This is a genomic window from Chitinophaga sp. LS1 (genome assembly GCF_034274695.1).
GTDB lineage: Bacteria > Bacteroidota > Bacteroidia > Chitinophagales > Chitinophagaceae > Chitinophaga.
In genome coordinates this window covers 565,120-591,743 of the sequence record NZ_CP128362.1, presented here as the reverse complement: position 1 = coordinate 591,743, position 26,624 = coordinate 565,120, and the positions used below count along the sequence as shown (strand labels likewise).

Below are 26,624 nucleotides of genomic sequence, written 5' to 3'. Positions count from 1 at the left end.
GTCACCTCAATATCCCAGGGATAATGAAGTGACCTTTTGGTAACCTTATAATGGCCTTTTAGCGGCCTTATAGTAGCATTATCATGATAGCGTTATAATAAACTTAGACAGGATGAAAAAAATAAGCGTAGCGATCATCGCCCTAATGGCTTTATGGATGCAGGGGATGGGGCAATCTCAACACACCTTTGCGTTGGGAGACAGTACCTTTTTGCTGGACGGGCATCCTTTTCAGATGATTTCGGGTGAGATTCATTATCCCCGGGTACCTCGTGAGGCATGGCGTGCCAGAATTCAAATGGCAAAGTCAATGGGTTTGAATACCATTGGTACCTATGTATTCTGGAATGTGCATGAGCCGGAGAAGGGGCATTATGAGTTTTCGGGCAATAATGATATTGCGGAGTTTGTGAAGATTGCGAAGGAGGAGGGGATGTATGTGGTACTGCGGCCAAGTCCTTATGTGTGTGCGGAGTGGGAGTTTGGTGGCTACCCTTATTGGTTGCAGAATGAGAAAGGATTGGTAGTGAGGAGTAAAGATCCGCGTTACCTGGAGGCTTACCGCAATTATATCCATGCGGTGGGCAAGCAGTTGGCGCCATTGCAGGTGAATCATGGCGGGAATATACTGATGGTGCAGATTGAAAATGAGTATGGTTCTTATTCAGATGATAAGGAGTACCTGGATATAAACAGGAAGATGTTTGTCGATGCAGGTTTTGATGGATTGCTGTTTACCTGCGATCCGGAAGCAGCGATTAAAAACGGGCATTTACCGGGCTTATTACCGGCTATTAATGGGCAGGATAACCCAGTGAAGGTAAAGAAACTGATACGCGAAAATCATGGCGGAAAAGGGCCTTTTTATATTGCTGAATGGTATCCTGCATGGTTTGACTGGTGGGGTACAAAACATCACACCGTACCGTATCAGCAATACCTGGGTAGATTGGATAGTGTGTTGAGTGCGGGTATTTCTATTAACATGTATATGTTCCATGGTGGTACAACGCGTGGATTTATGAATGGGGCAAATGCGAATGATAAGGATCCTTATGAGCCGCAGATAAGTAGTTACGATTACGATGCGCCATTGGATGAGGCAGGTAATGCGACGGAAAAATACATGCAGTTCCGTGCGGTGATAGCAAAGCATTTGCAACCGGGGCAGACATTGCCAGCCGTGCCGGCGAAGAGAGGTGTGATCACTATTCCTGCTGTTACATTAACACAGGCGACTGGGGTATTCAGTTTATTGCCGGCGGCAGTGAAGCATGCGACCCCACTGACTTTTGAAGATTTGAAACAGGCCTATGGATTTGTTTTATATAGAACGACGGTGGATGGTGGTAAAGCGGGTGTGCTGAAGATCAATGCATTGAGGGATTATGGGATTGTGTATGTGAATGGAAAGAGAGTGGGTACGCTGGATAGAAGGTTGAAGCAGGATAGTTTGCAGGTGACATTACCGAAAGGGAAAGTGCGACTGGAGATCCTGGTGGAGAACTTAGGGAGGATCAATTTTGGACCTTATTTATTGCAGAATAAGAAAGGGATTACAGAGAGCGTGGTATTTGGTGGAAAGGAGTTGAAAGGATGGGAGATGTATTCTTTGCCGTTTAGTAATGTGCCGGTAGTGAAGGCGGGAAAAGTTGGGGTGAATGAGCCGGTGCTGAGAGAGGGTGGTTTTAAACTGGATGCGGTAGGTGATACTTACCTGGATATGAGCCAGTGGGGTAAAGGTGTGGTGTGGGTGAATGGGCATAATTTAGGAAGGTACTGGGAAGTGGGGCCACAGCAGACGGTGTTTGTGCCGGCGGAGTGGTTGAAAAAAGGGGAGAATAGTATTGCGGTGTTGGAGTTGATAAAGCCGGAGATACAGGTCGTGAGGGGGATAGATCATGCTATTTTGGATGAGGTAAGATAAAAACGTAGAACGATGAGTAGGCCCTCCCATTTGGGAGGGCTTTTTGCTTTTAGATTTATTTAGATGCGATTATTACCGACCGGCTTTTCGCCGGTCGGTAATAATCGCCCGCACGAAAAGCTGCTTCGGCCTCCGGCCGAAGCAGCTTTTCGTAAGTTGTAACTTTTGGAACAGTCGTCTCGTTCTAATGAAAACCTATTTCCCATGTATGTAGCATCAACCAGACTGTTTCCGACAGCGCTGCTGGCCGTGTATTTGTTTATGCTAAGCAGCTGTTTGAAGGATAAATGTACCAACAACATTCCTTCAAAAATATACACACCTGTTTACGCCAGTCTCGATTCCCTTAGATCTTCTATCCGTAGCGAATCTCCACACGAAATTGTATCACCAGGTAAAATCTATCTCTACGGCAACTACATCTTCCTGAACGAGCTGAACAAAGGTATCCACGTCATCGACAACACCAACCCATCTTCCCCACAAAAAATCGCATTTATCAACATCCCCGGCAATGTAGACCTGGCTGTAAAAGGGAATGTGATGTATGTGGACAGTTACATCGACCTTGTGGCGCTGGACATCAGCGATCCTCACAACATCCGCCAGACAAAAAGACTGAACAATGTATTCCCCCAGCGGCAATATGAATATGGTATCATTGCCGATACACTGAGAGGGATAATCACCAGTTTCGAAATAAGAGATACCGTGCTTTCAAATACCTGTAATTTAGCCAGCTGGAATGGTGTTTATGTATATAATAGTGCGGCCAACAGTGTCACTGTTTCGAACAGCTCAAATGTATCTGTACCTTCTGCTACCGGCAAAGCTGGTTCTACCGCACGTTTTGGGCTGATGAATAATACCCTGTATACAGTGGATTATTACGGTATCCAGGTCTTTAATGTACAACAGGCCAATGAACCTGTGAAGAAAAACAACTTTACTGTTTTTGCTAATATCGAAACTATTTTCCCATACGATCATTACATCTTTATTGGCAGCACCACCGGCATGCTCATTTATGATGTGAGCAATCCTGAAATGCCGGTAGCTGCAGGTACTTTCTCACACATTCAATCCTGTGATCCTGTAGTGGTAGAAGGGAAAACGGCGTATGTGACATTAAGATCCGGTACAACCTGCGCGGGTAATCAGAATCAACTGGACGTAATTAATATAGCAGATGTGAAAAACCCGCAATTGTTGAAAAGCTATGTCATGACAGGGCCTTATGGATTAGGTATTGATGGCAACAACCTGTTTGTATGTGAAGGTACAAATGGCTTACACTTTATGGATGCCACTGATCCATTGAATGTAGAGACGAAGCAAACCGTGAAAGACATAGAAGCCTATGATGTGATCCCAAACAATCATATACTGTTGGTAACAGCCAAAGATGGTTTGTACCAGTACGATTATTCTAATTTAAGTAAACCTACCTTGTTAAGTAAGATTGGCATCGTCATTAAATAATTACTATGAAATATATACTGTTGTTATGTGCAGGGCTGTTGGCTATGCAGGGATTGACTGCGCAGCGAAAGCTGGATGTACTATATTTTAAGAATGGCAGTGTGATCAGGGGGCATATCTTTTCGACAGAGAATGGGGTATTGAAAATAGAGAACAGGGTAAAAGATACGTTAGTGTTTAATCGTGCAGAGATGGATAGTGTGAAGCAGGAGAAGGTATATCCTAAAATAGCGCCTAATGGTTTTTATAATATAGATGAAGCAGGGTTACAATTTTCTGATAAGAAGGGATCTGTGTGGAGATGCATTGCAGGATATAGGTTTGCCTATCAATACCAGATAGGTGTGGGGATTGGGTTAGATGATTATCAGGCAAGGTCAGTACCGGTATTCGGAGATCTTCGTTATGATTTCAGTAAGGAGGAGCGAACTTTCTTTTCTTATGCAGGTGCGGGCAAAGCCATTCCATGGTTAACACGTAAACAGTGGTCGCTACAAAATTCCAGAGAACCGGATCAGAACGTAGCCGGCACTTATATACATGCGGGATTGGGATATAAATTCAGGTGGAGATATAATAGTTCATTTCATTTATCAGCAGGTTATGCGCATGCAGCATTCAAAACAAAGACTGCAGTGTTGGATTGGCAGACGCAAAGGCCATTAGGCACCTTTACCACCACAGATTATACTTTTAACAGAGTTACCGTGATGATGGGCATCACACTGTAAGGGGGGCGCGTCCCCCCTTTACAATTTTCTGAACCTCAATACTTGCGGTACTTTTAAATATATTATAAATAATTCTATATTACATTATTTACATTTTTTGTTATAAAAATTATGAAATTATCATCCAAGTCTCTATATTTAACATAACAACCAAAATCAAAATCCAAATAACCAAAATCTAATCAATATTTATAGGCTGACATTGTGATGGACATCTATTGATTACCTCTGTAAGAGATTTGCTTTTACAGTAAAACTATTTAACTTAATTCTAACCAGATGAACGAGCCATTTCAACCAAATGGCAGGACCGAAAAGACGAACCGTTTACCGTAAGATTAATTAACGTAATAACCCTTTTCTTGTGCTGTAGCGCATGCCGTTGCCATTCCGGCATGCAGGTTTACTATTACTTAAAATAACGAAACAATGAAAAGACTGCTATGGTGGGCGATGCCAGCAACCCGTGCGTAGCTAATATTTGATCACAAGGTTATCTACTGTCATTTTAAATCACAATTATGAGAATCAAGGGTCTTCTATGCCTAATGGTACTGATGTGCCATGTCTATACGTTTTCATTATTTGCACAATCAACCAAGGTCACCGGTATTATTAAAGATGAATCGGGGCAAGCTATTCCTGGTGCTACTATCAAAATTAAAGGGGGTGGAGGTACAGTAGCCGACATTAGTGGCGCTTTCACCATTATGGCTTCCAAAGGTCAGAAGCTTATCATCACAGCAGTTGGATATGAAACAAAAGAAGTCACTGTAGATGGTTTACCCATCAGTGTACAATTGGGGAATGACAAAAAGATTTTGACTGAATTTGTTGTCACCGGGACAGGAACCCCTACCAGCAAGAGAAGGCTGGGTATATCCGTAGAATCTGTTTCGGGTGATAAGCTGATGGGTGCTTCCACCAGTGTGGACCAGGCACTGGTTGGTAAAATACCCGGTGCGCAGATTTCTACTGTAAGTGGTAACCCCAGTGACCCGGTGAACATCCTCCTCAGAGGTGTGAACACCATTCAGGGTGGTACTAAACCCCTCATCATGTTAGATGGTGTGCAGGTAGCTGCAACTGATTTTAATAGTCTCGATCTTGCCAACGTAGAAAGAGTCGAAGTGGTACAAGGTGCTGCTTCTGCTGCGCTGTATGGTGCACAGGGTGCGAATGGTGCTATTCAGCTCTTTACTAAAAAGGGTAAATCCGGTCGTCTGGAAGTGAACTATAGCACCAGTTACTCCATTAATAATTACATCAACAGTGGTGGTGTAACCAAAGCCAGCAAACATCCCTGGCTCACTGATGGTAATAACAATGTGGTAGATGCCAGTGGCAATATTCTGGCCCTTGATCAGTATGGCGACTATTCAGGTATCAGTTATACTTATGGTGGTGCTACCCGTTATGCGATGTTGAATCCCAACAACGTTGCAAATAAGTCGTACAACATGAACCTGAAATACTATGATCACTTCAAAGAGATGTTCTTAACAGGTAGTACCTGGAACAATGCGATCAACCTTTCAGGGGGTACAGATAAGACAGATTTCAATATGGCATTCGCCAATAATCATACTTTGAGTCCTGTTATGCACAATGGTTATGTAGACCGCACGAACCTCACGGCCAACATAGGCACTGAGGTATTCAAAGGTTTTCATCTCCGCTCTACCACCCAGGTTATCTACACCAAAAATACACTGACACCGGGCCTCGGGGCCCCAGGTGGTTATCTCTACGGTAGAGGTAACATGGCAGGGAATGTCGGTAACATCTATAGCTTCCTGAATACTTCTCCTTTCTTCAGTTTAAAATGGAAGATGGCAGATGGACATTCTCCTGCCTTTCAGACTGCCGATTTCTTAAGTATCAATGCCTTTAACCCATACTATGTACAGGAGTATGCAGATGGGCTGGATAATAAAATTGATATCGTACAAAGCCTGAATGCCAACTACCGGATCAATCACTTCCTGGAGGTAGATGCGAAGTATGGTATCAACTACAGAACAGAACGCGCAACATGGACCTACTTTAACCAGACGGGTAATGCAAATGCAGAGTATTGGGATACAAAAGCCTCTTACTTTGCTACAGACCGTACTGGTGAAATTGATCAGTGGAACTATACGACTACGTTCCAGAACTTCATCGGAAGTGCTTACTTCAGGACTGATTTCAAAAAAGACTTTGGCTGGAACCTTCCCATTCAAACAACTACGCTCGCATCGTATGATTACCGCCAGAGAAAGTACAGGGAATATGATATATATGGTTTAGGCTTGCCTACCACTTCTCCTATTAATCTCGCCTCTGCGTCCGCCGTTTATATAGCACCTACTTCTTCTTCTACCACCGAGCCTACCAACGGAGATTACCAGGAAACTTTCGTGACCTTTGGTTATCTCATTGATCAGAAATTTGATATTGGCGATTGGGGTGGTATATCCGGTGGATTTAGAAGCGACTGGTCTTCCGCATTTGGTAGCGGGTCTAAACCATTTACTTTCCCGCATACAAACGGTTATGTATTGCCTTCTTCCTTTAATTTCTGGAAAGGACTGGAACATGTGGTACCTTACTTCAAGATCCGCGCTGCGTATGGCGAAGCGGGAACACAACCGGGTGTTTTTGACAGGTATCCTACATTGAACCAGGGTACATTGGGATCTTCTTTGTATTATTCCAATCCTGCCACTTCACAGAATCCTGACCTGAAAGTAGAGGTCTCTAAAGAGCTTGAAATTGGTACCGATTTCTCTGTGACGTTATTGAATGGTGACTGGTTAGGCTCTTTGAATGGATCATTTTCTTACTGGACGCGGAAAGCAGAAAATGTGATCTACAAAGTAAGCTCTGCGCTATCTACTGGTAGTACTTCTGTGTTGACAAATGCCATCGATATGTCGTCAAAAGGGATACAGTTCCAGGTGAATATTCCTGTGTATAAATCAAGGAATTTTGGATGGGATTTCACTACCAACTTTGGTAAGCAAACATCCAGGATTGACAAGATACGTGGTGGGGCAGATATCATCTTAACATCTTCTGCAGGTAGTACGGCACTGACACTGACAGCTGGTCAGAAGATCGGACAGATCTATGGTTACAAGGCTTTGAGGAGTAAGGATGCTGTGAAGGGAGATGGTTCCAAGTATTTTGCAGATGCTGATAAAGGCAAGTATGAAATTGTAGAAGGTCGTGTGGTAGATACTGCTACCAGATCCATACAGTTCGAAGAAAGTGCCACGGCATTTGGTGACCCGAATCCTAAATTCAATGCATCATTTATCAACCAGTTCACCTATAAGAATTTCATCACTCTCTCCTTCCAGTTTGACTGGGTTTATGGTAGTCATCTGTACAACCAGACCAAAGAGTGGATGTATCGTGATGGTATAGATGGCGACTTCGCAAAACCGGTTACTATCAATGGCAGAAAAGCTGCTTACACTGCTTACTATGGTAGTGCGTATTCCAGTTCATGGGGTAGTCTGTATGGACCGGGTAACAATGCGACCAAGGATTATTTTTATGAAGATGCTTCTTTCCTGCGTCTGAGAAATGTCTCCTTAGGATTTGATCTGGCAAGAATCCTTCATACACAAAAGTTCAACAAACTGCAGGTGGTATTCACAGGCAGGAACCTGCTGACGGTGACGAAATATACCGGCTTTGATCCTGAAATCAGTTCAGGCGCGGCTAACTCATCGTTCGACAGAGGGATTGACCACAGTACCATTCCTAACATGAGATCATATCAGGTAGGTTTAAATGTAGGATTCTAAATTTTTATTTTAAAAGGGAACATCATCATGAGTAATAATAAATATATCTTATCTCTTGTTTGCAGTTTGCTATTATTAGGAACACTGTCCTGCAAGAAAGAACTGAATGTAGGAAATCCGAACCTGCCTACCGTGGATGGGAATGTGAATACTGAATCCGGCCTGATCTCACTGGCTACAGGTGGTGTGTACGTCAACGGTTTTAAGACGGGTGACGACTGGTTGGGCGATAGTTATTTTTCATTGCCTTTTGGTTATGCGGAGTTGTTAGGTGATGTGGTGGGTGCACAGGCATCGAACCAGTTGATAAGTACCATAAGCATTCCTGAATACTTTATACTCGACGACGGTACCAAGACAGAAACAGGTATTGCGAATGTAAGTCTGATGCGTGCGAATAATACCCGTGCACAAACAGGGTCGGGTTATAACCCTACTTACTATCAGTGGTTGAATATGTATGCGATGAACAATACACTGAACCAGGTATTGAGTCTGGTAGATGGAATTACATTCAGTGGCGATGCTACTACGCGTTCCAATACGATCAAGGCATGGTGTTACTGGTGGAAAGGATTTGCGTATTCACAGATCGGTTCTTTGTATTATTCAGGATTAAGGATCGATACATTTGGTGGTACGTCTAACAAATACCTGATTAAGGATAGTATCATTGCATTGTCCAATGATTACCTTAACGAAGCAGCGAGTCTGTTGCAGACAGGCATCACGAGTACTACAGATTATAGTACGGTGTTGGGACAGCTGATTCCTTCTTTTTGCCAGGTAGGTAATGGTGGGGTGTTGACAACTGATATGTGGGTGAGGAACATCAATACCTTGCTGGCGAGAAACCTGCTGGTGAATAAACTGGCGCCTTTTGTGAATAAGGACCTGAGTGCATCGATCACTACGACTTCAACGACACCGATGACGACGGCAGACTGGAATGAAGTATTGACCCTGGCGACAAGTGGTATCAAGAATGGAGACTATGTATTCACGGGCAGAAGTGCTGCAGCGAATGGTTTCTTCTCCGCATCCGGTGGTACAGTGTCTGTGTTAACCACGGGTGTGAATACATCGACTACATTCAGATTGGGAGAGCGCTTTATGCAGAACTTCCATACTGGTGATAAGCGCGTGGCAAACAATTTTGATACGGCAACCAAATACCTGGATGATTTATCATTTGGTACGAGGTGGAGTATTTTAGATGGTGGTAATGGCACATCAGGTGTGTATGTGTATGGGAGTACTGAGATAGGTGGTTATGAACAATTTATAGCAGGTAGTTACGAAGAAAATGCGTTGATGCTGGCAGAGGCGAATATCCGCTTGGGAAATACGGATGCCGGATTAGCATATGTAGATGCAGTGAGAAGTTACCAGGGTGCGGGTGTGACAGCTGTGACCGGCACGGGATTGACAGCAGTAAATGCGATGCAGGAGCTGGTGATGGAAAGGAGAGTGTCATTGGTATTCAGAGGGTTGTCATTCTATGATATGCGTCGTTGGGGATGGTCTTATGATATTGGATCAGGCGGGGGTAGTTATGGGAATAACTTCCTGACGGCAGCCGGGAAACTGAATAGTAATGTGACAATCAATTTCAACTTCATGGATTACTGGGATGTGCCGGCGGATGAGGCGGATCTGAATCCGGGAGGAGAGGGGAGTGCGGAGACGAAAAATCCTAACTATTGATAATATTGAAAAGAGGGTGGATCATAAAAAAATGAACCTCCTGAGAATGGCATAAAATGGAATCTGGCTCCATCAGGTATCCGAATTAAAGGAGGGTGTATCAAACTTTTGATACACCCTTTTTTTTTGAGGAAATGGGTTTTATTCAGGTTGGTAAATTTTGTCTGTTTATGAATGTTTTTTGAGGAAATGGGTTTTATTCAGGTTGGCGAATTTTGTCTGTTTATGATATTTTTTTCAGAAAATGGATTTTATTCAGGTTGGTAAATTCCCTCTTTCATGAATATTTTTATTTAAAAATGTGTGTTTTGTCTGCACATCCTGCCAGTACATCGATATTAACAAAATGGCAATCGTGCTTCGATGTTATTTCGCTCCCATGAAACGATTTTTAATCCTCGGTTATTTGATCACACTGACGGAGGTCATTTTTGCACAGGTCAAAATTACAGGTACAGTGGTGTCAGCTACGGATGGCAAGCCACTGGGTTTTGCAACGGTATTTATCAATAATACGAGCAAGGGTGGTACGACGACGGAGAAGGGGAGTTTTAGTATTGGAGGGATTGTAGCGGGTCGGTATGAGTTGATTGCTTCTTATGTGGGGTATGAGACGGCATCGAATTACCTGGATATTAATACAGAGGATGTGAATATAAAGATCACCCTGCAACCAAAGGCGACGGTGCTGAAGGCATTTGAGGTGAAGCGTGATCCTAAGCGGGAGGCGTATATTAAAACGTTCAAAGAAACATTTATTGGGAAGACGGATTTTGCAAAGAATTGTGTGATCACCAATGATGAAATTCTGGATATTGGGTATAATAATGCGGAGCAGGCATTGAAGGCGAGTACGGAAGATTACCTGGTTATTAATAATGCGGCATTGGGGTATAAGATCCGTTTTATGCTGAAGCAATATGTGAATTCAGACAGGGATCATACGATCTCTTATTATGGATATGCTTTTTATGAGAGTATGACGACGAAGAAGAAGGCGCAGATGCGGCAGTGGCTGGCGAATAGGGAGACGGTGTTTCATGGATCTTCATTACATTTCTTCAGGTCCTTGATTGAAGGAAATACGGAGGAAGAAGGTTTTGTGGTGAATGAGATTGTAAGGCGGCCACGGCAGCGGGGGTATGTGCATGATACGATTGTGAAAAATGGGAAGATCATGTTGAACAGGGATGCGTATTCTGATGATAGCAATTATGTGAATTACAGGATACCGATAGCGTTAAAGCCAGTTGATTTAATGAAGCCTTCTGATTCCCTGGAGGATAAGTATGTATTGCATTGTGAGAATATGCTGATGGTAAGTTATATGAAGGAGCTGGAGGCGAATAAATATGCAAGAATGATGGGTAGGTTGCCACGGCAGCAGGAGTCGATGATACGGTTTTTTCAACCGGATTGTACGTTTAGTAAGGAGGGGGTTTGTGTAGATCCGTTGGCGATGTTGTTTAGTGGGTATTGGGGATTTGAGAAGCTGGCGGATCAGGTGCCGTATGATTATGTATCGACATCCAGGAAATAATTAGAGTTTTCCGCAGGCCATTAACATATAAGTGCTGCCTTTGACAGCATTTTTTGTAACATTATCTTAATGTATAATTTTTATCAAATTATTATACCTTACGGCTGATATGTCAATTCCCTCAATTTAAATTTGTTTTAGCCCATGAGGTTCTCACTCATTTGCAGTCTTCTGTCAATTTTATTTTTTGCGAACACTTTTGCTGCAACACCAAAGCCAGCGGTAGCTACTACTTACAATGTACGTATTGAACTGGTAGACATTTACGGTAATCCATACACAGGTAGTACTGGTCTGTATGGTTTTTGGGCCATCAATCAGTCCACCGGCGTTACTTACAATGCTGCGCGTGAAGGTTACGAGATTTATGACCTGCCAGCAGGTACTTATCAGTTCGGCGCTAATCCGGGTAACTGGGATGGTGTAGTATCGCAGACTGTTACGCTGAGTGATAGTCAGGTAGGTAGTGATGGGTATATTGTGGTGACTTTAACTTACTGGGTAGAATAGTTTTTTCTGCTAACAAAAAGGGGGTGTATCTAATTTCAGATACACCCTCTTTTCTTTGAAAATAGTTCGTCCAGGCCATAATTTGATATGACTCTATAGGATTAAAATTTTCTTTTCGTGCTTATAGCAACAATCGTTTGTACTTAGAGTCTTAAATCAGTTTTTTCTACAGGCTGAAAAAGCACCAATAAAAGGTCGATTTTTGTAACTTAGTAATCTTATTGAGATGGGGGTAATGCCTCAAGCTCGCGCAGGCGTCTGAGATAATTATTTATCTGCGCCTGCTTTCTTTTTTAGCCACTCCTGATTATCAGGTTCCATATATGGCACTCTATTTTTGAGTATAAAATAAGCGGCAATTAGGATTTTGTGTGAAATTGCAATAAGTGCTCGTTTTTTGCCTCTTCGTATACTCAAAGTATAATATTTTCTTTTCAGATAAGTATCTTTCGTATGTGCTGCAGCCCATGCTGCTTCCACGAGTGCGGTTTTAAGGGATCTGTTGCCATGATTGATTCTTTCACTTTTCTTTTTTCCGGCACTTTCATTATTACCAGGACATAAACCACACCAACTAGCCAAATGATGCTGATTAGGGAACGCATGCATATCTGTACCTATTTCGGCTAAGATGGCGGTAGCTGTTTGTTTTTGTACTCCGGGAATAGTCTGAAGTAATTTTACTTCTTCCTCCCATTTTTTTAAGTACTGATCTATACGGTTATCCACCTGACCAAGTAGGTCATTTAGCTGTAAAATAACAGTTTTAGACAGGCTGAGCATAAAACGGTGATGCTCATTGAGATGGCCTTCTAATGCAAGAATAAGCTCTTGTTTTTTGATTTTGAGCCTACCTTTTGCCAAATTGGCCAATATCATAGGATCCTGTTCTCCTTCAATAATGGCAGTGATCATTGACCAGCCACTTACACCGAATACATCACTGACTACAGTGCTCAATTTGATATTGGCTGTCTCTAAAATGTTCTGTAACCGGTTATATTCACTGGACCGCTGTCCTATTACTTTACGTTTGTATCGGTACAATTCCCGTAATTCGCGAGTGTATTGCGGTGGAATAAAACTTCCCTTTAGTAGCCCGCTTAGCAATAATTTTGCAATCCAGGCACTGTCATTGCGATCGGTCTTATGCCCCGGCACATATTTAATATGCCGGGCATTGACCAGAATAAGTTCAAAGTGAGGTTCCAGTATATTAAAAACAGGCTTCCAGTAAACCCCGTGCTCTCCATTGCGACATGTGTAATGCCGGATTCTTCAAGCCAAGCTACCAGGTCCCTAAGTGAACTTGTGAAAGTGCTAAAAGTGCGGGTTTGTTCTTCCAACCCATTTCCTCTGATGGTGGCTACTACATTCTCCTGGTGAACATCGAGGCCACAGCCGCGACTCACAACCTGTTCAAAACTGATATGTGATTGTTCCATGGTAGTACTTTTGTCGAAGGTACCACCATTTTCATAGTCGTTTGTGAACCCGGTTCATGAGGGTTTTTTCTGAAAATGGTTTTCATTCCCCGTTGATGAATTCCCTCTTTCATGAAGGTTTTGATTCGGATACCTGATGGAGCCATATTAGTTTCATTTATTAATGATACTGCCCCCTTTTATTTGGGTGCTTAATGGAGATAGGTAGTCCCTTAAGCACTTGTCTTTGTTTTCTGCACGACTATCATTCCGGCAAAAGCCGCAGCGGTATCACCAGCTAATTGTTGTAAGGAAGAGTTGATGCTCATAAAAGCACCGGCCCTTTTCAGGCTTTTGCTTTGGGGCGGAGGTTTGAAAAGGGCCGGTATAGAATTTATTATTTTATTGTTTTTATTGTTGGAGTGTCCATTGGCTACTTTCAAAGTAGTCCGGCACTGTTGTGCACTGGGCCAATCCGCTTTGATTTTCAAGATTTACATAAGTGCTTTGCCATTCATTTTTCAACCTGGTATATCCATTATAACTTTCCAGCACCCAGTAGCTGCTATAATATGTATTGGGTACATCAGCACTTTCCACATAAGAATAGAGGTGTTCAATATTCAGGTAGTGGCCAGTAGAAAGGTTTTTGAAACGGATGTGTCCATTCACCGTTTCCTGTACCCATTTATATTGGTTACCGGAATTGGAAGAGCTGTATTTCACCTGACCATTATCTTCATAGAGGTAGGTGCTCAGCCATTTGTTTTTGATATACACACCTGTGGTGTTATTGTTACCACCAAGGTTGTTGAGCAAAGTTTCGGCTTGTGCCACCTGTTGATTGGCGAGGTAGGTGAATACCTGGTCCAGTTGCGCCTGAATGGTAGTATTGCCAGCATAAGATTTGCGAGCCTGGTACAATTGATAAATGACTTCCAGTTCATGCTGTCCATATGGAACGCCCAGTTTTGTTTGCATGGTAGTGAGGAAAGAGTAGCCGAATTCTTCAGTAGGTTCGATCATGGTCCCTTCACCATAGTCATTCCAGGTAGCAAATTGAATAATGCTCACAGAAGAGGCAAGGGCCTTATCCAGCATGGTAGAGAAGGTGCTGGTACCGTTATAGGCGATCTGCCAGGTAGGGCCATCGGCACCACCGGCGGCATAGAACGTATTGAAGCCAGGATAAACTACCCCCACAGATAGTGCGAAGTTCGCAGCCTGAGCATAGTAGTTATTCACAACAGTGGGATGATCCTGGTAGATCCAGGGGAATTCACCACCGGCATTGTTGGATCCGACTTCGGACGTAAAGCCAAAGAGCGGAAGTACTTTGGGTTTCGGGCTGATACCATTTAAGATTGCATCCCATTGGGAGGATTGATGAAAGGTGATGGGACCGAAGTTGAGCACGACCGGGGTACCATTGGTAGTGAGGTAATTGGATTGATTGAAGTAGTTGTTTTGCATGTAGACAAAATCGCCATGGGCACCGGAGGTATTGCCGGCATCCCAGTTCCTGTCTTCTTCGACGATACCGAATTGCAGACCGACAGCATTCAGTTTGTTGATGAGGGCATTGGAATTGGCGAGGTTGTCAGGGTAGTCGTAGAGCGCTCTGGTACCTGGCCAGTCGATGAAGACGCCATCGGCACCGGCGTATTTCATGAGGAGGAGTTGGTACTCGATAATGGCCGGATCGCTGGAATAATAAGGACCGGTTTTAGGGTAATAGTAAGTAGCGATTTGTCTTTTACCATTGGTGATGATGTCCGGGTTTTGGGTGTTCATTTTCCAGTGGTATCCCCAGGTGCCTTTGGAATCGGGTGTTTCGAACCAGGGCATGTAGTGGATAAAGATCTTTTTGCTAGTGGTTTTGCTGACGGGGGTGGCAGCTATAGTTTCAGTGTTTAAAGACAATTTGGCTTCCTTTTGTTTATTACATGCGAATAGCAATAGGGCACAGCAACAGAGCCAGGTAAGTGGTTTCATGGAGATTTTTTAAATGGTTATTGATTGAGTATTCTTAAAACGTAAAAGTAGGGAGGAAGGTATTGCGGGGGGAAGAGTATGGGGGGAATATAGAAGAAATATAATTAGTGGGATTGAGAATCAATTATTTATTGGTTTTGGGATATAGATGTAAAAAGGGGAATGCCTCCTTGATTCAGGAGGCATTTCCCTTTTTTGTAATTTTTCGATGCGGGTTTTTGTGATCTTTTGATAATGATTTGTGATCTTTTGAGATTGATTTTTATAAGTTTTTTATAATCTTTCGATGACACCGGCTATTCCCTGACCACCACCTACGCAGGCGGTGACGATGCCATATTTTTGATTGAGTCGTTTCAGGTCACTGAGGATTTGAACAGTGAGTTTGGCACCGGTACAGCCAAGGGGATGGCCCAGGGCGATGGCGCCGCCATTGATATTAACGATATCGGGGTCGATGCCCAGTTCGCGGATCACGGCTACAGATTGAGAGGCAAAGGCTTCATTCAGTTCAACGAGGTTGATATCGTTCAGGGTCTTTCCAGTTTGTTGCAAAACTTTCGGAATGGCAGCAACGGGGCCGATGCCCATAATGCGTGGGTGTACACCTGCGGAAGCGCAACCAACGAGGCGACCGATGGGAGTCAATCCCAATTCTTTGACCATGGTTTCGCTCATGACGATTACGAAGGCGGCGCCGTCGGAGGTCTGAGAGGAGTTGCCGGCGGTGACGCTGCCACCAGCGGCAAAAACGGGTTTTAGTTTGGCGAGGGCTTCGGCAGATGTATCGGCACGGGGACCTTCGTCGGTATCGACGGTGTAGGAGCGTTGTTGTTTGCGACCTTTCTCATCAACATATACTTCATCTATGTTGATGGGGAGGATCCCTTCTTTAAAGTAGCCGTTCTGGATAGCCTTGATGGCTTTTTGATGAGAGTTGAGGGCGAAGAGGTCCTGGTCTTCGCGGGAGATGTTGTATTCTTTGGCCACGGCTTCGGCGGTGAGGCCCATGCCGAGGTAGTATTCTGGCGTGGTGCTGGCGACTTTAAAATTCGGCACTGTTTTCCAGCCGGCTACGGGTACCAGGCTCATACTTTCGGTGCCACCGGCGATGATGCAGTGGGCCATACCGGATTGAATTTTGGCGGTAGCGATGGCGATGGTTTCAAGGCCGGAGGCGCAGTATCTGTTTACGGTTACGCCGGGTACTTCGATGCCGAGGGCTCTGACGGAGATCATTCTGCCTATCTGGAGACCTTGTTCAGCTTCGGGGACGGCGTTCCCTACGATAAGGTCATCGACGCGCTTTGGGTCAAGCTGGGGGACGCTTTTTAACAAACCTGTTATGACATCTACGGCGAGATCGTCGGGGCGATAGAAGCGGAATCCGCCACGTTTAGCCTTTCCCACAGCGGTTCTGTATCCGGCTACAATGTATGCTGTTTCCATAACTGAGTATATTTTAACCGGGGGTATATCCGGAGGTTTTTAAAAATTAAAGAAATTTAAGTTAAATTATTTTTGTGAAATATTAATAAAGGTTGTAGTTTTGCAACCCCAACCACACGATATGTGGTGATAAGAGATGACTCCGTAGCTCAGTTGGTAGAGCAAAAGACTCTTAATCTTTGGGTCCTCGGTTCGAGCCCGAGCGGGGTCACAACAAAAGCATCAAGCAGTATCAAAGCCGCATAAATCACATGATTTACGCGGCTTTTCTGTTTTCTGGCTGTCTTCAATCAACACTATATCATATCTTTAAAATCTTAAAACGCTCTTTTTTTTGGGGCTCTTCTTAGTGGGCATACCATCACCCGGTACGAGGGGGGTATCATCACTGGAAATTACACCCAAAAAGTAAGTCCTTTAAGAAAGGAGGCATGTTTTTTAAAGAAGTTATCAGCAAAAAGACTGTCTGACAGCCAATGAAGAAAGATTGGTTTTTGCTTTGAATAGTTTGCTGAACTTTACTGTTCAAATGAAAATAATAGCATTGAAATATCTACTAAAATCAGTTCCAATGAGAAAAGTTTTATTGATTACTTTGGGAATGAGTGCGTTTTTATTTGCATCGTCTCAAGCGCAGAATATTTCTCTGGCTCCTAATAATGTCATTCCTTACCAGGTAACTGTTGCGCAGTCAGATTATAAAGGTAAAAACGCGCTGGCTTTACAAATGCCGAAGACCGCCATTAACGAAAAGACATTTGCATTGCTCAAAAATATCGATTTTCATAATGGTATCATTGAAGCAACAATTTCAGGACAACCACAGATGAATGCCGGAGAAGGCGCACGTGGGTTTGTTGGCATTGCCTTTCGGGTGAGTAAGGATACCTCCAAAATGGAGCTGTTTTACATTCGTCCAACCAACGGCCGGGCAAATGATCAGGTACGGAGGAATCATTCGACTCAGTATGTTTCGTTGCCGGGCTATCCCTGGGAGAGATCGCGAGCAGAAACACCTGAAAAATACGAGGCTTATGCTGATATGATGCCGGCTGAATGGATCAGGGTGAAAATTGAAGTAAAAGATGAAACGGCCAGGTTCTATATCAACGGTGCAGAACAGCCTACTTTGATTGTCAATGACCTGAAGCAGGGCAAAGATCTGCGTGGAAGCGTAGGCCTTTGGATTGGTCCGGAAACGCTTGGCTATTTTACAGATGTGAGCATAAAGAAACTGGATTAACAATTTCGAATCTGGCAGTGCGATGCAAGCTTTGTTATTTAGAACACATTGTTTTATTGCATTTTGAGTCAATTGGATTTAGCTTAAAATTCTTGTTCTTTTATAAAATTTCTGATTAGCGTTAATACCTCATCAAAATGAGTGATGGCGGGGAGGAGGTGGCAGTGAATGAGAAAGAGCGGGAGATGAGTTTATTCATTTGAGTTTGTTCATTTTTAAAATGAATGGAAAATAGTAGGGAGGTAATTGTTTATCTCTGTACATTTATGGTATAGCTGCGAGGGTCGGTAGATCCTTCGCGGCTATTGTGTTTTAGAGGGGATGGGTGTTTTTATTATCAATTGAAAAACCGGAAAATCAATTAGCCATTTAGGGTAGTATTATTCGCCACAGGTAGTACTATTCGATATTAGATAAGATATACTTTATGAGGAAGAAATTGAGCGCATGGAAGTGCGGGAGGGGAGCGTATTGTTAATCCATTTTAAAATAGCATTCAATGTTTGTTAAGCTTGATTTTGATAGGGTATATCAGGTTGATGTTGAGAAAGGGAATGAGGGATTTTTTTATACGGTTTTGAGGAGTGGAAGAAAAAAGAGGATCAAAATGCAAATAGACGATAAGCCGCAGGAACTATTTAATGATACGTATAATCTGGCATTTGGCCCGGTGGATAGAAAGGGGCGAATAAAAGATATGGAGAGTATAAATCATGCTGATTATTCCATGGCGTTTTCGACCATTTTGAATTTTGCAAAAGGGTATTTAGATAGAAATCCTTATCGCATGGTTGGTTTAGATGGATCAACCAATTCCAGGGCTTACTACTACTTCCGGATGATTAAGCAGAATTATGATTATTTGAGTGAGCGATTTGTGATGTATGGTATTAAATATTACGTGAGGGTAAAAAGGAAAGGAACAGGATTTTATGAAAACCCATTTGATTTCAGGGATATAGAAACTCTGTTCGAGAAGTTAGATAAAGAAGAATTAGAAAAAAATAGAGAGTTAGAAACGATGTTTAATTATTTCACTTTTGAAAAAATACATAAATGATTAGAATACGGGTAAAAAAGCCTAAGCGCCCAACTATCGAGAATAAAAGGTACTACGTACCTAATTCCCTGCATGAAATTATTAAGACGAAAGAGCAGGCAGAAGAAATGAGTGCGGAATTGAAATATTTGAGTGAAATGTCCAGAAAAGGCACGCCGGTTAGTGCTTCAACGGGATATAGGTTTGCATATGGAAATCGGATGAAAGAGGTGGGACCTGGTTATTGGTTGAGAAGGTCTTTTGATCCAAATAATCCGGCAGATGTGAAATTGCTGGAAGAATGGCCATTTGTACCCAGGTTTGGAGGTCGAACAAAACCTCTTCCAACCGAAGAAGAAATCAGGGAAAGAGAATTGAAAGAATGTGAAGAATACTGGAAAGAGTTAGGAGTAGAATTTGAATAATTGCTCATTGACTTCAAATATGGTTTTTCCAGCACCCCATCCCTGAATCTTCAGGGGTGGCTTATCCCTTTTTCTCCCGCTCCCTGAGCGCCTCTTCCTTTTTTAACCCGCCCATAATTTTGTACATCTTTAGAACAGCACTGGGTTTCAACCATTCCTTATCATACTCCTCATTATCAGGTGTGATAATAAAATGAGTCTCATCATGTGTTAAAACACCCGCTAATTCCCTCTTATCTTCCAGCACGAAATAATACTTATCACCAGCTACCAGTACCGCCTGGTCAACACTCTTCAATAAAATCAGGTCATGCTTATCCCATGCAGGAAGTAAACTATTATCTTTCATGTAGATATACAATTCCCCTCTTTTAAAAATATTCCCAGTCAATGTGTAAACAGGTAGCACTGCCTCGGGGTTGGATACCAGATCCGCTAACTGAACATGCTCATCATAAACCGGAATCTCCTTCTCATGCCGATCGAATAATGTTGCAATACTATTAATACCTAACCTGGCAGATTTAAAGTAATTAGAAACTGAATTATCATCGTTGAGCTCAATCATCATCCTGAGATTAATGTCTTTTAATTGTTTTGGTCTAAATGAATATAGGCGGTTTTTCCTTTGTAAACAAGGGCTGACAAAAGTTCTGTCATTTTGAAATTAAATGAATTTCAAAATGATAAGCATAATATCATATTGAATTGAAGGTTGAAATAATCCATAAACAAATCCACAATTTTCCTTCCATTCATTAAAATTTTTACTAACTTGTACCCTTATTCAGGTACCGTGTAAAAGCCTATATTTTAAAACTCATCCCTAATACCATATAACCATATCAATTACCTTATGGATCGCAGACAATTCCTTTCGCTATCAGCAAAACGACAGCCAGCAGTGAAAGCGACTACCACCGGTTCGCGTACGGATTCAGGTATTTCCGCATACACCGGCACTTTCGATACCGCCCAGGCAGTGCACCTGCTCAAACGTACCATGTTTGGCGCCACTCCTGAAGATATTGCATGGGTGAAAAGTCTCGGCATGGACCAGGCCGTGGAAGCCCTGCTCACCACCGTCACCGCCGTTACTACTCAACCTGTCAACATCTATGGCGAGGATGAACATGGCATACTTCCCGGCGAAACCTGGGTGTACTCACCCCCACCTTCCTCCGATGATGAAGATGGCAAACGCTGGAACTCCTACAAAGCCTGGTGGCTTGGTGTCATGATCAATCAAGGCCGTAGCATACAGGAGAAAATGACGCTCTTCTGGCATAACCACTTCGTGACTGAAATGGATATGACCCACGACTCCCGCTACATCTACAAGTACAACACCACCCTGCGTGCAAACGCTGTGGGCAATTTCAAAACACTCACGAAAGCAATCACCCTCGACCCTGCCATGCTGAGATATCTGAACGGATACCTCAACTCCAAAGCGGGCGCGGATGAAAACTATGCACGTGAACTCCATGAATTGTTCACCGTTGGTAAAGGCCCCGATAGCCACTACACCGAAGAAGACGTGCGTGCTACCGCCCGCGTGCTTACTGGTTTCCGCATCAATGCCAATACCATCACTACGTACTTTGAGAGTACCGAGCACGATATCGAAAACAAAGAATTCTCCGACTTTTACAGCAATAAAAAGATCACCGGCAAAACCGGTCAGGATGGCGCGACTGAACTCGATGACCTGCTGACCATCATCTTTGCCCAGCCGGAATGCGCGAAATTTATCGTTCGCAAATTATACCGCTGGTTTGTATACTACCTCATCGACGATGCGGTAGAGACAAATGTGATCACCCCACTGGCAGACATTTTCAGAAATAATAACTACGATCTGCTGCCAGTACTCAGGGCCCTCTTCAAGAGTGAGCACTTCTTCGATCCGCTGAATATGTCAGCACTCATCAAAAGTCCGATCGATCACAACGTAGGTATGGTGCGCGAATTCGGCGTTACCTTCCCTACTGCCTATATGGATGCCTACGACTCCTGGGACAGGCTACGCTCTCACGCAGCCAGCATGCTGCAGGACATTGGCGAACCACCACAGGTAGCCGGTTGGCAGCCTTACTACCAGGAACCTCAATACCATGAGATGTGGATCAACACCGATACCCTGCCTAAGCGTAACCAGATCACCGATGCCATGATTAGCGAAGGTGGTTATGCAGGTGTGGCGATCGATGTGATGGCCTTTGCACAAAGACTCTCCAATCCTTCCGATCCAAAACAACTGATCTCTGACTCTCTGGATATTTTGTACCGTATAGGTGTATCTGACACCACCAAGGCATGGTTTAAAAACACCATCCTGCTCAGTGGCCAGAACCCTGACAGCGACTACTACTGGACAGATGCCTGGAATGCCTGGGTAGCCTATCCTACCGATACCGCATTGCGCACAGTCGTTGAAAGCCGCCTGCGTACGCTGTACAAATACCTGATGAACCTATCCGAATATCAACTATCCTGATCTTTAGAAAGACCTATACTCTATCAATATGAAACGTAGAGATTTTCTTAAATATACCGCGCCAGCCGCTATTCTGCCAACCTTCATCAACGGGTTTGCTGTAAAGGCTTTTGGCTCTTCCTCATTATTGTCGGCACTTGAAAGTGCTTCGGCGGACAACGATCACGTTCTGGTTATGATCCAGCTGGTCGGTGGGAACGATGGCCTGAACATGGTCGTGCCTATCGATCTCTATGATAAATACCAGGCTATTCGTCCAAATATCGCCATCCCCCAGGGTAAGCTGTTACCACTGGTGAATAATGTAAAAACAGGGCTACATCCTGCTATGACCGGGGTGCAGCAGTTATATGAAGAAGGGAAGGTCTGCATCATCCAGAGCGTAGGCTATCCTTCACCAAACTACTCTCACTTCCGCGCTACCGATATCTGGGTATCTGGTTCTGATGCGAATGAGATTGTCGAAACCGGATGGGGAGGTCGTTATCTTGATACACAATACCCGGGTTATCCTGATGGTTACCCGAATGATGATAATCCTGATCCGCTGGCGATCCAGATTGGTTCTATCGTATCTCCTGCTTTCCAGGGGGCGAATACCAATACGGGGATTGCGATTTCCAGTGCGACGGACTTTTATAACCTGTTAGATGACGTAACGGACCCGGTTCCGGATACGCATGCAGGGGTAGAACTGGCTTATATACGCCTGATCGCCAAGCAGACAAATAAGTTCTCTGATGCTATCAAGAAAGCGGCGCAGAATGTCACTTCTCAAAGTGCATATCCTGATACGCAACTGGGCAGACAGCTGAAGATCGTGGCCAGACTGGTGGCAGGTGGTCTGAAGACCAGAATGTACATGGTGAGCATGGGCTTTTTTGATACCCACGCCAGCCAGACACAGGGGGGAGATAACACCACCGGTTATCACGCAGAACTATTGCAGGAACTGTCAGAAGGAATCAAGGCATTTATGGATGACCTGACCAAACTGAAAGCGTCCCGCAGAGTGGTGGGTATGACCTTCTCTGAATTTGGCCGTCGTATCAAATCAAACAGCAGTATGGGTACGGATCACGGTGCTGCTGCGCCGATGATTGTATTTGGTGATTATGTACAGCAGGGGATCCTGGGGACTTCGCCGGATATTCCGGATAGCGGGTCGGTGGCGGATAATACCCCGATGCAGTATGATTTCCGGTCAGTATATGCGAGTCTGCTGGAACAATGGTTCTGTGTAGATAATACGACGTTGCAGTCTATTTTGTTCAAGGATTACCAGCGCTTGCCAATTGTAAGCGGTATAGCCTGTGGTACTATTACAGGTATCGACGATGTGAATAACGGTAGTAAGGGGTTGATAACCAACTATCCTAACCCGTTTGTAGATACAACAACCCTGAAGTACAAAACACGTGGCGGGCATACTATGATCCAGATCTTTGATACCATGGGTCGTTTGGTGGCGGTGCCAGTGAATAATGTGTTGGCAGGAGGGGAGTATACAACGGTGTTTGACAGCAAAAAGCTGGCAGCTGGTATCTTCTATGCCCGTTTGCAGAATGGGGTGTACCAGGAAGTGAGATCTATGCTGAAAGTGAAGGTGTAGCCGATAATGGAGTAACAAGGAAGTGAGATCTATGCTGAAAATGAAGGTATAGCCAATAATGGAGTAACCAGGAAGTGAGATCTATGCTGAAAGTGAAGGTATAGCCAATAATGGTGTACCAGGAAGTGAGATCTATACTGAAAGTGAAGGTATAGCCAATAATATTTAATATATAATAAGGGACGTATGGCGACATACGTCCCTTATCTTTTTCACCACTCATCATTATATTTAACAACATTGTTGCATTTATTAGGAATTCCACTACCTTTGTTTCACTTTGAAAAACAGGTTCCTACATAAGATACTGGCGATCCTGCTCCTGGGCGTATTTACTTTTAATACGACCCCCAGGGAATTCATACACCAGGTATTCATGGATCACCATGATACCAGGGACGCGCCTATCCCGCACGATGGACTTGCTTTTTCTATCAAACACCAACACTGTAAGTTCCTGCAGATAGAGCCGGAACCTTATCAGCACACCAGTACTTTCTTTGCTGTGCTGGAGCAATCTGTATTGTGGAGTTATGCTAACCCGGTTATTCCGGCAATTACGCAGGAAGATTACCGCATGTTATCCCCCCGGGCACCTCCTGCCGTTTCTTTTCTTTAATCATCTCTTTTATATCTGATTGAATTGACGCAATGTCAATCGCTATGCATGCATTCATGCATTTATTCTAAACTATTTTATTTTTATGCACTACCTGCGTGTTGTTATATTAAGTATACTGACAGGACTTTCTCTTTATTCTCCTGCCTTTGCCGATGATGATGCCGGCAACTCACTGAGTGGATCGGTTACAGACAAATCGAATAATACCCCATTACCGGGAGTGACCGTTTATTTGCCAGACCTGCATGTAGGGGCTTCTACAGATGCGCAGGGTCATTACGAGATCAAAAATTTACCAAAAGGAAAATTCCTGGTAGAGGTACATTTCATTGGTTATGCGACCCTCACGCAAACCGTTCAGGTGAATGGCGCTACCAACATCAACTTTGGTCTGAGTACTAAAGTGATTGAAGAAAATGAAGTAGTGGTTACAGGTGTGAGTCAGGCGACATCGCTAAAGCAAAACCCGACTCCGGTGAACATTATCAGAAAAGATTATCTGGAATCAAATATATCTACCAATATCATTGATGCAGTGGCCAAGCTACCAGGGGTAAGTCAGCTGACGACGGGTCCGGCTATATCCAAGCCGTTCATCCGTGGTCTGGGTTACAACCGTGTAGTGGTAATAGGCGATGGTATCAGACAGGAAGGTCAGCAATGGGGTGATGAGCATGGTATAGAAATCGACGATTATAATGTAAGTAAAATAGAAGTGCTGAAAGGCCCTGCATCACTGGTATATGGTTCCGATGCGCTGGCAGGGGTGGTCAATATCGTACCACCAACTCCTGAGCCGGCAGGTCATGTGAAAGGCAACATAGCCGCCAATTATCTGTCTAACAATGGGATGATTGCCTATCACGCAGATCTGGCAGGCACAACTCAAAATGGTTTTAGCTGGAGTGTGTATGGTACGCAGAAGTTTGCACACGATTATAAGAATAAGTACGATGGATATGTGTATAACTCTAAGTTCCATAACACGAACTACGGTGGTAGCATTGGTTTCAATAAAAACTGGGGATCTTCTGTACTGCGCTTTACTTCCTTTAACCAGGAGTTAGGTTTGGTAGAAGGTGATCGTAATGAACTAGGTCAGTTCATCAAGCCTATCAATGATAATGGCGTGGCAGGAGAAGGAGTCGCTACCGATAAGGATTTCAAATCATATACAATCGGTTTGCCACGTCAGCAGATCAACCATCAGAAATTGGTATGGGATAACGATTTCTATATGCACAATGGTGGCAGATTGAATGTGATACTGGGTTATCAGTGGAACAGACGTCAGGAGTTTGGAGATGTATTAAATCCGAATGAACCTGAGTTGTACCTGAAGTTGAATACGTTCAACTATGGTGTGAAATATTCATTTGCTGATATGAATGGATGGCAGACTGCTATAGGTGTGAACGGTATGCAGCAGCATAATAATATTCTTTCAGGAAGTGAGTTCCTGGTGCCAGGTTACAACCTGTTTGACGCGGGTATCTATGCGGTGACAAGTAAGACGTGGGATAAGCTGACATTCAGCGGTGGTCTGCGTTTTGACAACAGACATATCAGTGTGCAGGGTTTGATGCTGGATGAAGATGGTAAACCGGTAAGCAGTGGTGGTGAAGAGAAGTTCAATGCACTGAGCAAGAATTTTTCCAACATTTCTGGTAGTGCGGGTCTGAGTTATGCAGCGAGTGATAAGGTAACGCTGAAAGCGAATGTAGCAAGGGGTTTCAGGGCGCCTAATATTTCAGAGATTGGCGCGAATGGTGTGCATGAAGGCACGATCAAGTATGAATATGGGAATGAGTCGCTGAAGCCAGAGGTGAGCACACAGGGTGATATTGGCGTGGAGTTTAATTCAGAGCACGTGTCAATGACGGGTAGCTTGTTTTATAATCACATTACCAACTTTATTTATAGCCGTAAGCTGAGCAGTGTGAATGGTGGGGATTCAATTCCTACGACTGATAATGATGAGGGGTATGCGGCATTCAAGTATCAGCAGTCAACAGCTAATTTGTATGGAGGAGAGGTGATGATTGATATACATCCGCATCCGATAGACTGGTTGCACTTTGAGAATACTTTCTCCTATGTGAAGGCGGTAATAGCGAATGGTTCAGATTCTACAAAGTATCTGCCTAATATTCCGGCGGCAAGATGGTTGTCAGAGTTGAAAGGAAAGTTCAAACATGTAGGTGGTATATTCCAGAATGCGTATGCGGGTATACAGATGGATTGGACGTTTGACCAGAACAATGTGTACTATGCTTATCAGACGGAGACAGCAACACCGGGATATACATTGTGGAATGCGGGGATTGGTGCAGATGTGGTGAATAAGAATAAGAAGGTATTGTTCTCATTGCATTTGGCAGCAAATAATCTGACGGATGTAGCTTATCAGAATCATTTGAGCAGATTGAAATATGCGGCGGAGAATGAGGTGACAGGAAGAACAGGTGTGTTTAATATGGGGAGGAATTATAGTGTGAGAGTGGCGATACCGTTGAATTTTAAATAGTCGTTGCGTATACAGATAGAGAAAGAAGGGTCGTCCGGGCGTGGACGACCTTTCTGATTTTATAAAAGGGGAATGTGTATAATGAAATATG

At 43.6% G+C, this 26,624-nt stretch carries 20 protein-coding genes and 1 tRNA gene; 15 read left to right on the top strand and 6 right to left on the bottom strand.

Annotation, left to right across the window (positions count from 1 at the left end; all coding sequences use genetic code 11):
- Positions 1-112: 112 nt before the first annotated feature.
- The 7 genes from QQL36_RS02515 to QQL36_RS02485 all read left to right on the top strand — a co-directional run bounded on the left by QQL36_RS02515 (position 113) and on the right by QQL36_RS02485 (position 11,697).
- Positions 113-1,927, top strand: a complete 1,815-nt coding sequence (locus tag QQL36_RS02515) for a beta-galactosidase family protein (RefSeq protein ID WP_321568787.1) — start codon at positions 113-115, stop codon at positions 1,925-1,927.
- 204 nt (positions 1,928-2,131) lie between these two features.
- The gene (locus QQL36_RS02510; protein ID WP_321568786.1) at positions 2,132-3,409 is read left to right on the top strand and encodes a hypothetical protein; all 1,278 of its coding nucleotides are present in this window, start codon (positions 2,132-2,134) and stop codon (positions 3,407-3,409) included.
- Between the two features lie 5 nt (positions 3,410-3,414).
- Positions 3,415-4,140 (top strand): hypothetical protein, encoded by a 726-nt coding sequence (locus tag QQL36_RS02505; RefSeq protein WP_083720230.1) that lies wholly within the window; start codon positions 3,415-3,417, stop codon positions 4,138-4,140.
- A gap of 521 nt (positions 4,141-4,661) precedes the next feature.
- Positions 4,662-7,940 (top strand): SusC/RagA family TonB-linked outer membrane protein, encoded by a 3,279-nt coding sequence (locus tag QQL36_RS02500; protein WP_321568785.1) that lies wholly within the window; start codon positions 4,662-4,664, stop codon positions 7,938-7,940.
- A 27-nt stretch (positions 7,941-7,967) separates the two neighbouring features.
- Positions 7,968-9,647 (top strand): RagB/SusD family nutrient uptake outer membrane protein, encoded by a 1,680-nt coding sequence (locus QQL36_RS02495; RefSeq protein WP_083720232.1) that lies wholly within the window; start codon positions 7,968-7,970, stop codon positions 9,645-9,647.
- Positions 9,648-10,026: 379 nt separating this feature from the next.
- Positions 10,027-11,187: a carboxypeptidase-like regulatory domain-containing protein gene (locus QQL36_RS02490; RefSeq protein WP_321568784.1), complete on the top strand. Its 1,161-nt coding sequence runs from the start codon at positions 10,027-10,029 to the stop codon at positions 11,185-11,187.
- Between the two features lie 144 nt (positions 11,188-11,331).
- Complete coding sequence (locus QQL36_RS02485; protein ID WP_321568783.1) at positions 11,332-11,697, top strand: hypothetical protein; 366 nt, start codon at positions 11,332-11,334, stop codon at positions 11,695-11,697.
- A gap of 267 nt (positions 11,698-11,964) precedes the next feature.
- Here the strand turns inward: QQL36_RS02485 and QQL36_RS02480 are convergent, their stop codons facing one another.
- From QQL36_RS02480 to QQL36_RS02465, 4 genes are all read right to left on the bottom strand, one after another.
- Positions 11,965-12,885 (bottom strand): IS110 family transposase, encoded by a 921-nt coding sequence (locus QQL36_RS02480; protein WP_321570537.1) that lies wholly within the window; start codon positions 12,883-12,885, stop codon positions 11,965-11,967.
- Positions 12,801-13,142 (bottom strand): hypothetical protein, encoded by a 342-nt coding sequence (locus QQL36_RS02475; RefSeq protein ID WP_321566369.1) that lies wholly within the window; start codon positions 13,140-13,142, stop codon positions 12,801-12,803. The genes QQL36_RS02480 and QQL36_RS02475 overlap by 85 nt, the downstream gene beginning before the upstream one ends.
- Before the next feature lie 390 nt (positions 13,143-13,532).
- Positions 13,533-15,116, bottom strand: coding sequence for a glycoside hydrolase family 71/99-like protein (locus QQL36_RS02470; RefSeq protein ID WP_321568782.1), 1,584 nt, complete (start codon positions 15,114-15,116; stop codon positions 13,533-13,535).
- A gap of 273 nt (positions 15,117-15,389) precedes the next feature.
- Positions 15,390-16,565: a thiolase family protein gene (locus QQL36_RS02465; protein ID WP_083720236.1), complete on the bottom strand. Its 1,176-nt coding sequence runs from the start codon at positions 16,563-16,565 to the stop codon at positions 15,390-15,392.
- A 138-nt stretch (positions 16,566-16,703) separates the two neighbouring features.
- Between QQL36_RS02465 and QQL36_RS02460 the strand changes: the two genes are divergently transcribed.
- From QQL36_RS02460 to QQL36_RS02445, 4 genes are all read left to right on the top strand, one after another.
- Positions 16,704-16,776 (top strand) — tRNA-Lys (locus tag QQL36_RS02460).
- Between the two features lie 360 nt (positions 16,777-17,136).
- On the top strand, positions 17,137-17,808 hold the full coding sequence (locus QQL36_RS02455) for a hypothetical protein (protein WP_321568781.1): 672 nt from the start codon (positions 17,137-17,139) through the stop codon (positions 17,806-17,808).
- 499 nt (positions 17,809-18,307) lie between these two features.
- On the top strand, positions 18,308-18,868 hold the full coding sequence (locus QQL36_RS02450; protein WP_321568780.1) for a DUF6934 family protein: 561 nt from the start codon (positions 18,308-18,310) through the stop codon (positions 18,866-18,868).
- A complete protein-coding gene (locus tag QQL36_RS02445) occupies positions 18,865-19,272 on the top strand; it encodes a hypothetical protein (RefSeq protein WP_083720239.1) in 408 nt (135 codons plus the stop codon). The genes QQL36_RS02450 and QQL36_RS02445 overlap by 4 nt, the downstream gene beginning before the upstream one ends.
- Before the next feature lie 61 nt (positions 19,273-19,333).
- Here the strand turns inward: QQL36_RS02445 and QQL36_RS02440 are convergent, their stop codons facing one another.
- Positions 19,334-19,843, bottom strand: coding sequence for a hypothetical protein (locus QQL36_RS02440; RefSeq protein ID WP_321568779.1), 510 nt, complete (start codon positions 19,841-19,843; stop codon positions 19,334-19,336).
- Positions 19,844-20,128: 285 nt separating this feature from the next.
- Here QQL36_RS02440 and QQL36_RS02435 point away from each other — a divergent pair, with 285 nt between their 5' ends.
- Positions 20,129-21,772 carry a DUF1800 domain-containing protein gene (locus tag QQL36_RS02435; protein WP_083720241.1) on the top strand — a complete coding sequence of 548 codons (1,644 nt, stop codon included), beginning with the start codon at positions 20,129-20,131 and terminating at the stop codon, positions 21,770-21,772.
- A 28-nt stretch (positions 21,773-21,800) separates the two neighbouring features.
- Positions 21,801-23,384, top strand: coding sequence for a DUF1501 domain-containing protein (locus QQL36_RS02430; protein WP_083720242.1), 1,584 nt, complete (start codon positions 21,801-21,803; stop codon positions 23,382-23,384).
- On the opposite strand, the gene QQL36_RS02425 is transcribed toward QQL36_RS02430, so the two are convergent.
- Positions 23,362-23,625 (bottom strand): hypothetical protein, encoded by a 264-nt coding sequence (locus QQL36_RS02425; protein WP_321568778.1) that lies wholly within the window; start codon positions 23,623-23,625, stop codon positions 23,362-23,364. The two genes, QQL36_RS02430 and QQL36_RS02425, sit on opposite strands and share 23 nt — an antisense overlap.
- A gap of 39 nt (positions 23,626-23,664) precedes the next feature.
- Here QQL36_RS02425 and QQL36_RS02420 point away from each other — a divergent pair, with 39 nt between their 5' ends.
- Entirely contained in the window at positions 23,665-24,003 is a 339-nt protein-coding gene (locus QQL36_RS02420; protein ID WP_083720243.1) for a hypothetical protein, read from the top strand.
- Positions 24,004-24,088: 85 nt separating this feature from the next.
- Positions 24,089-26,533 (top strand): TonB-dependent receptor, encoded by a 2,445-nt coding sequence (locus QQL36_RS02415; RefSeq protein ID WP_083720244.1) that lies wholly within the window; start codon positions 24,089-24,091, stop codon positions 26,531-26,533.
- The last annotated feature ends 91 nt before the right edge of the window (positions 26,534-26,624 follow it).

Excerpts from the sequence above, each read along its gene's own strand:
- QQL36_RS02515 (WP_321568787.1), top strand. The coding sequence starts at position 113 with ATGAAAAAAATAAGCGTAGCGATCATCGCCCTAATGGCTTTATGGATG.
- QQL36_RS02510 (WP_321568786.1), top strand. The coding sequence starts at position 2,132 with ATGTATGTAGCATCAACCAGACTGTTTCCGACAGCGCTGCTGGCCGTG.
- QQL36_RS02505 (WP_083720230.1), top strand. The coding sequence starts at position 3,415 with ATGAAATATATACTGTTGTTATGTGCAGGGCTGTTGGCTATGCAGGGA.
- QQL36_RS02500 (WP_321568785.1), top strand. The coding sequence starts at position 4,662 with ATGAGAATCAAGGGTCTTCTATGCCTAATGGTACTGATGTGCCATGTC.
- QQL36_RS02495 (WP_083720232.1), top strand. The coding sequence starts at position 7,968 with ATGAGTAATAATAAATATATCTTATCTCTTGTTTGCAGTTTGCTATTA.
- QQL36_RS02490 (WP_321568784.1), top strand. The coding sequence starts at position 10,027 with ATGAAACGATTTTTAATCCTCGGTTATTTGATCACACTGACGGAGGTC.
- QQL36_RS02485 (WP_321568783.1), top strand. The coding sequence starts at position 11,332 with ATGAGGTTCTCACTCATTTGCAGTCTTCTGTCAATTTTATTTTTTGCG.
- QQL36_RS02475 (WP_321566369.1), bottom strand. The coding sequence starts at position 13,142 with ATGGAACAATCACATATCAGTTTTGAACAGGTTGTGAGTCGCGGCTGT.
- QQL36_RS02470 (WP_321568782.1), bottom strand. The coding sequence starts at position 15,116 with ATGAAACCACTTACCTGGCTCTGTTGCTGTGCCCTATTGCTATTCGCA.
- QQL36_RS02465 (WP_083720236.1), bottom strand. The coding sequence starts at position 16,565 with ATGGAAACAGCATACATTGTAGCCGGATACAGAACCGCTGTGGGAAAG.
- QQL36_RS02455 (WP_321568781.1), top strand. The coding sequence starts at position 17,137 with ATGAGAAAAGTTTTATTGATTACTTTGGGAATGAGTGCGTTTTTATTT.
- QQL36_RS02450 (WP_321568780.1), top strand. The coding sequence starts at position 18,308 with ATGTTTGTTAAGCTTGATTTTGATAGGGTATATCAGGTTGATGTTGAG.
- QQL36_RS02445 (WP_083720239.1), top strand. The coding sequence starts at position 18,865 with ATGATTAGAATACGGGTAAAAAAGCCTAAGCGCCCAACTATCGAGAAT.
- QQL36_RS02440 (WP_321568779.1), bottom strand. The coding sequence starts at position 19,843 with ATGATGATTGAGCTCAACGATGATAATTCAGTTTCTAATTACTTTAAA.
- QQL36_RS02435 (WP_083720241.1), top strand. The coding sequence starts at position 20,129 with ATGGATCGCAGACAATTCCTTTCGCTATCAGCAAAACGACAGCCAGCA.
- QQL36_RS02430 (WP_083720242.1), top strand. The coding sequence starts at position 21,801 with ATGAAACGTAGAGATTTTCTTAAATATACCGCGCCAGCCGCTATTCTG.
- QQL36_RS02425 (WP_321568778.1), bottom strand. The coding sequence starts at position 23,625 with ATGTTGTTAAATATAATGATGAGTGGTGAAAAAGATAAGGGACGTATG.
- QQL36_RS02415 (WP_083720244.1), top strand. The coding sequence starts at position 24,089 with ATGCACTACCTGCGTGTTGTTATATTAAGTATACTGACAGGACTTTCT.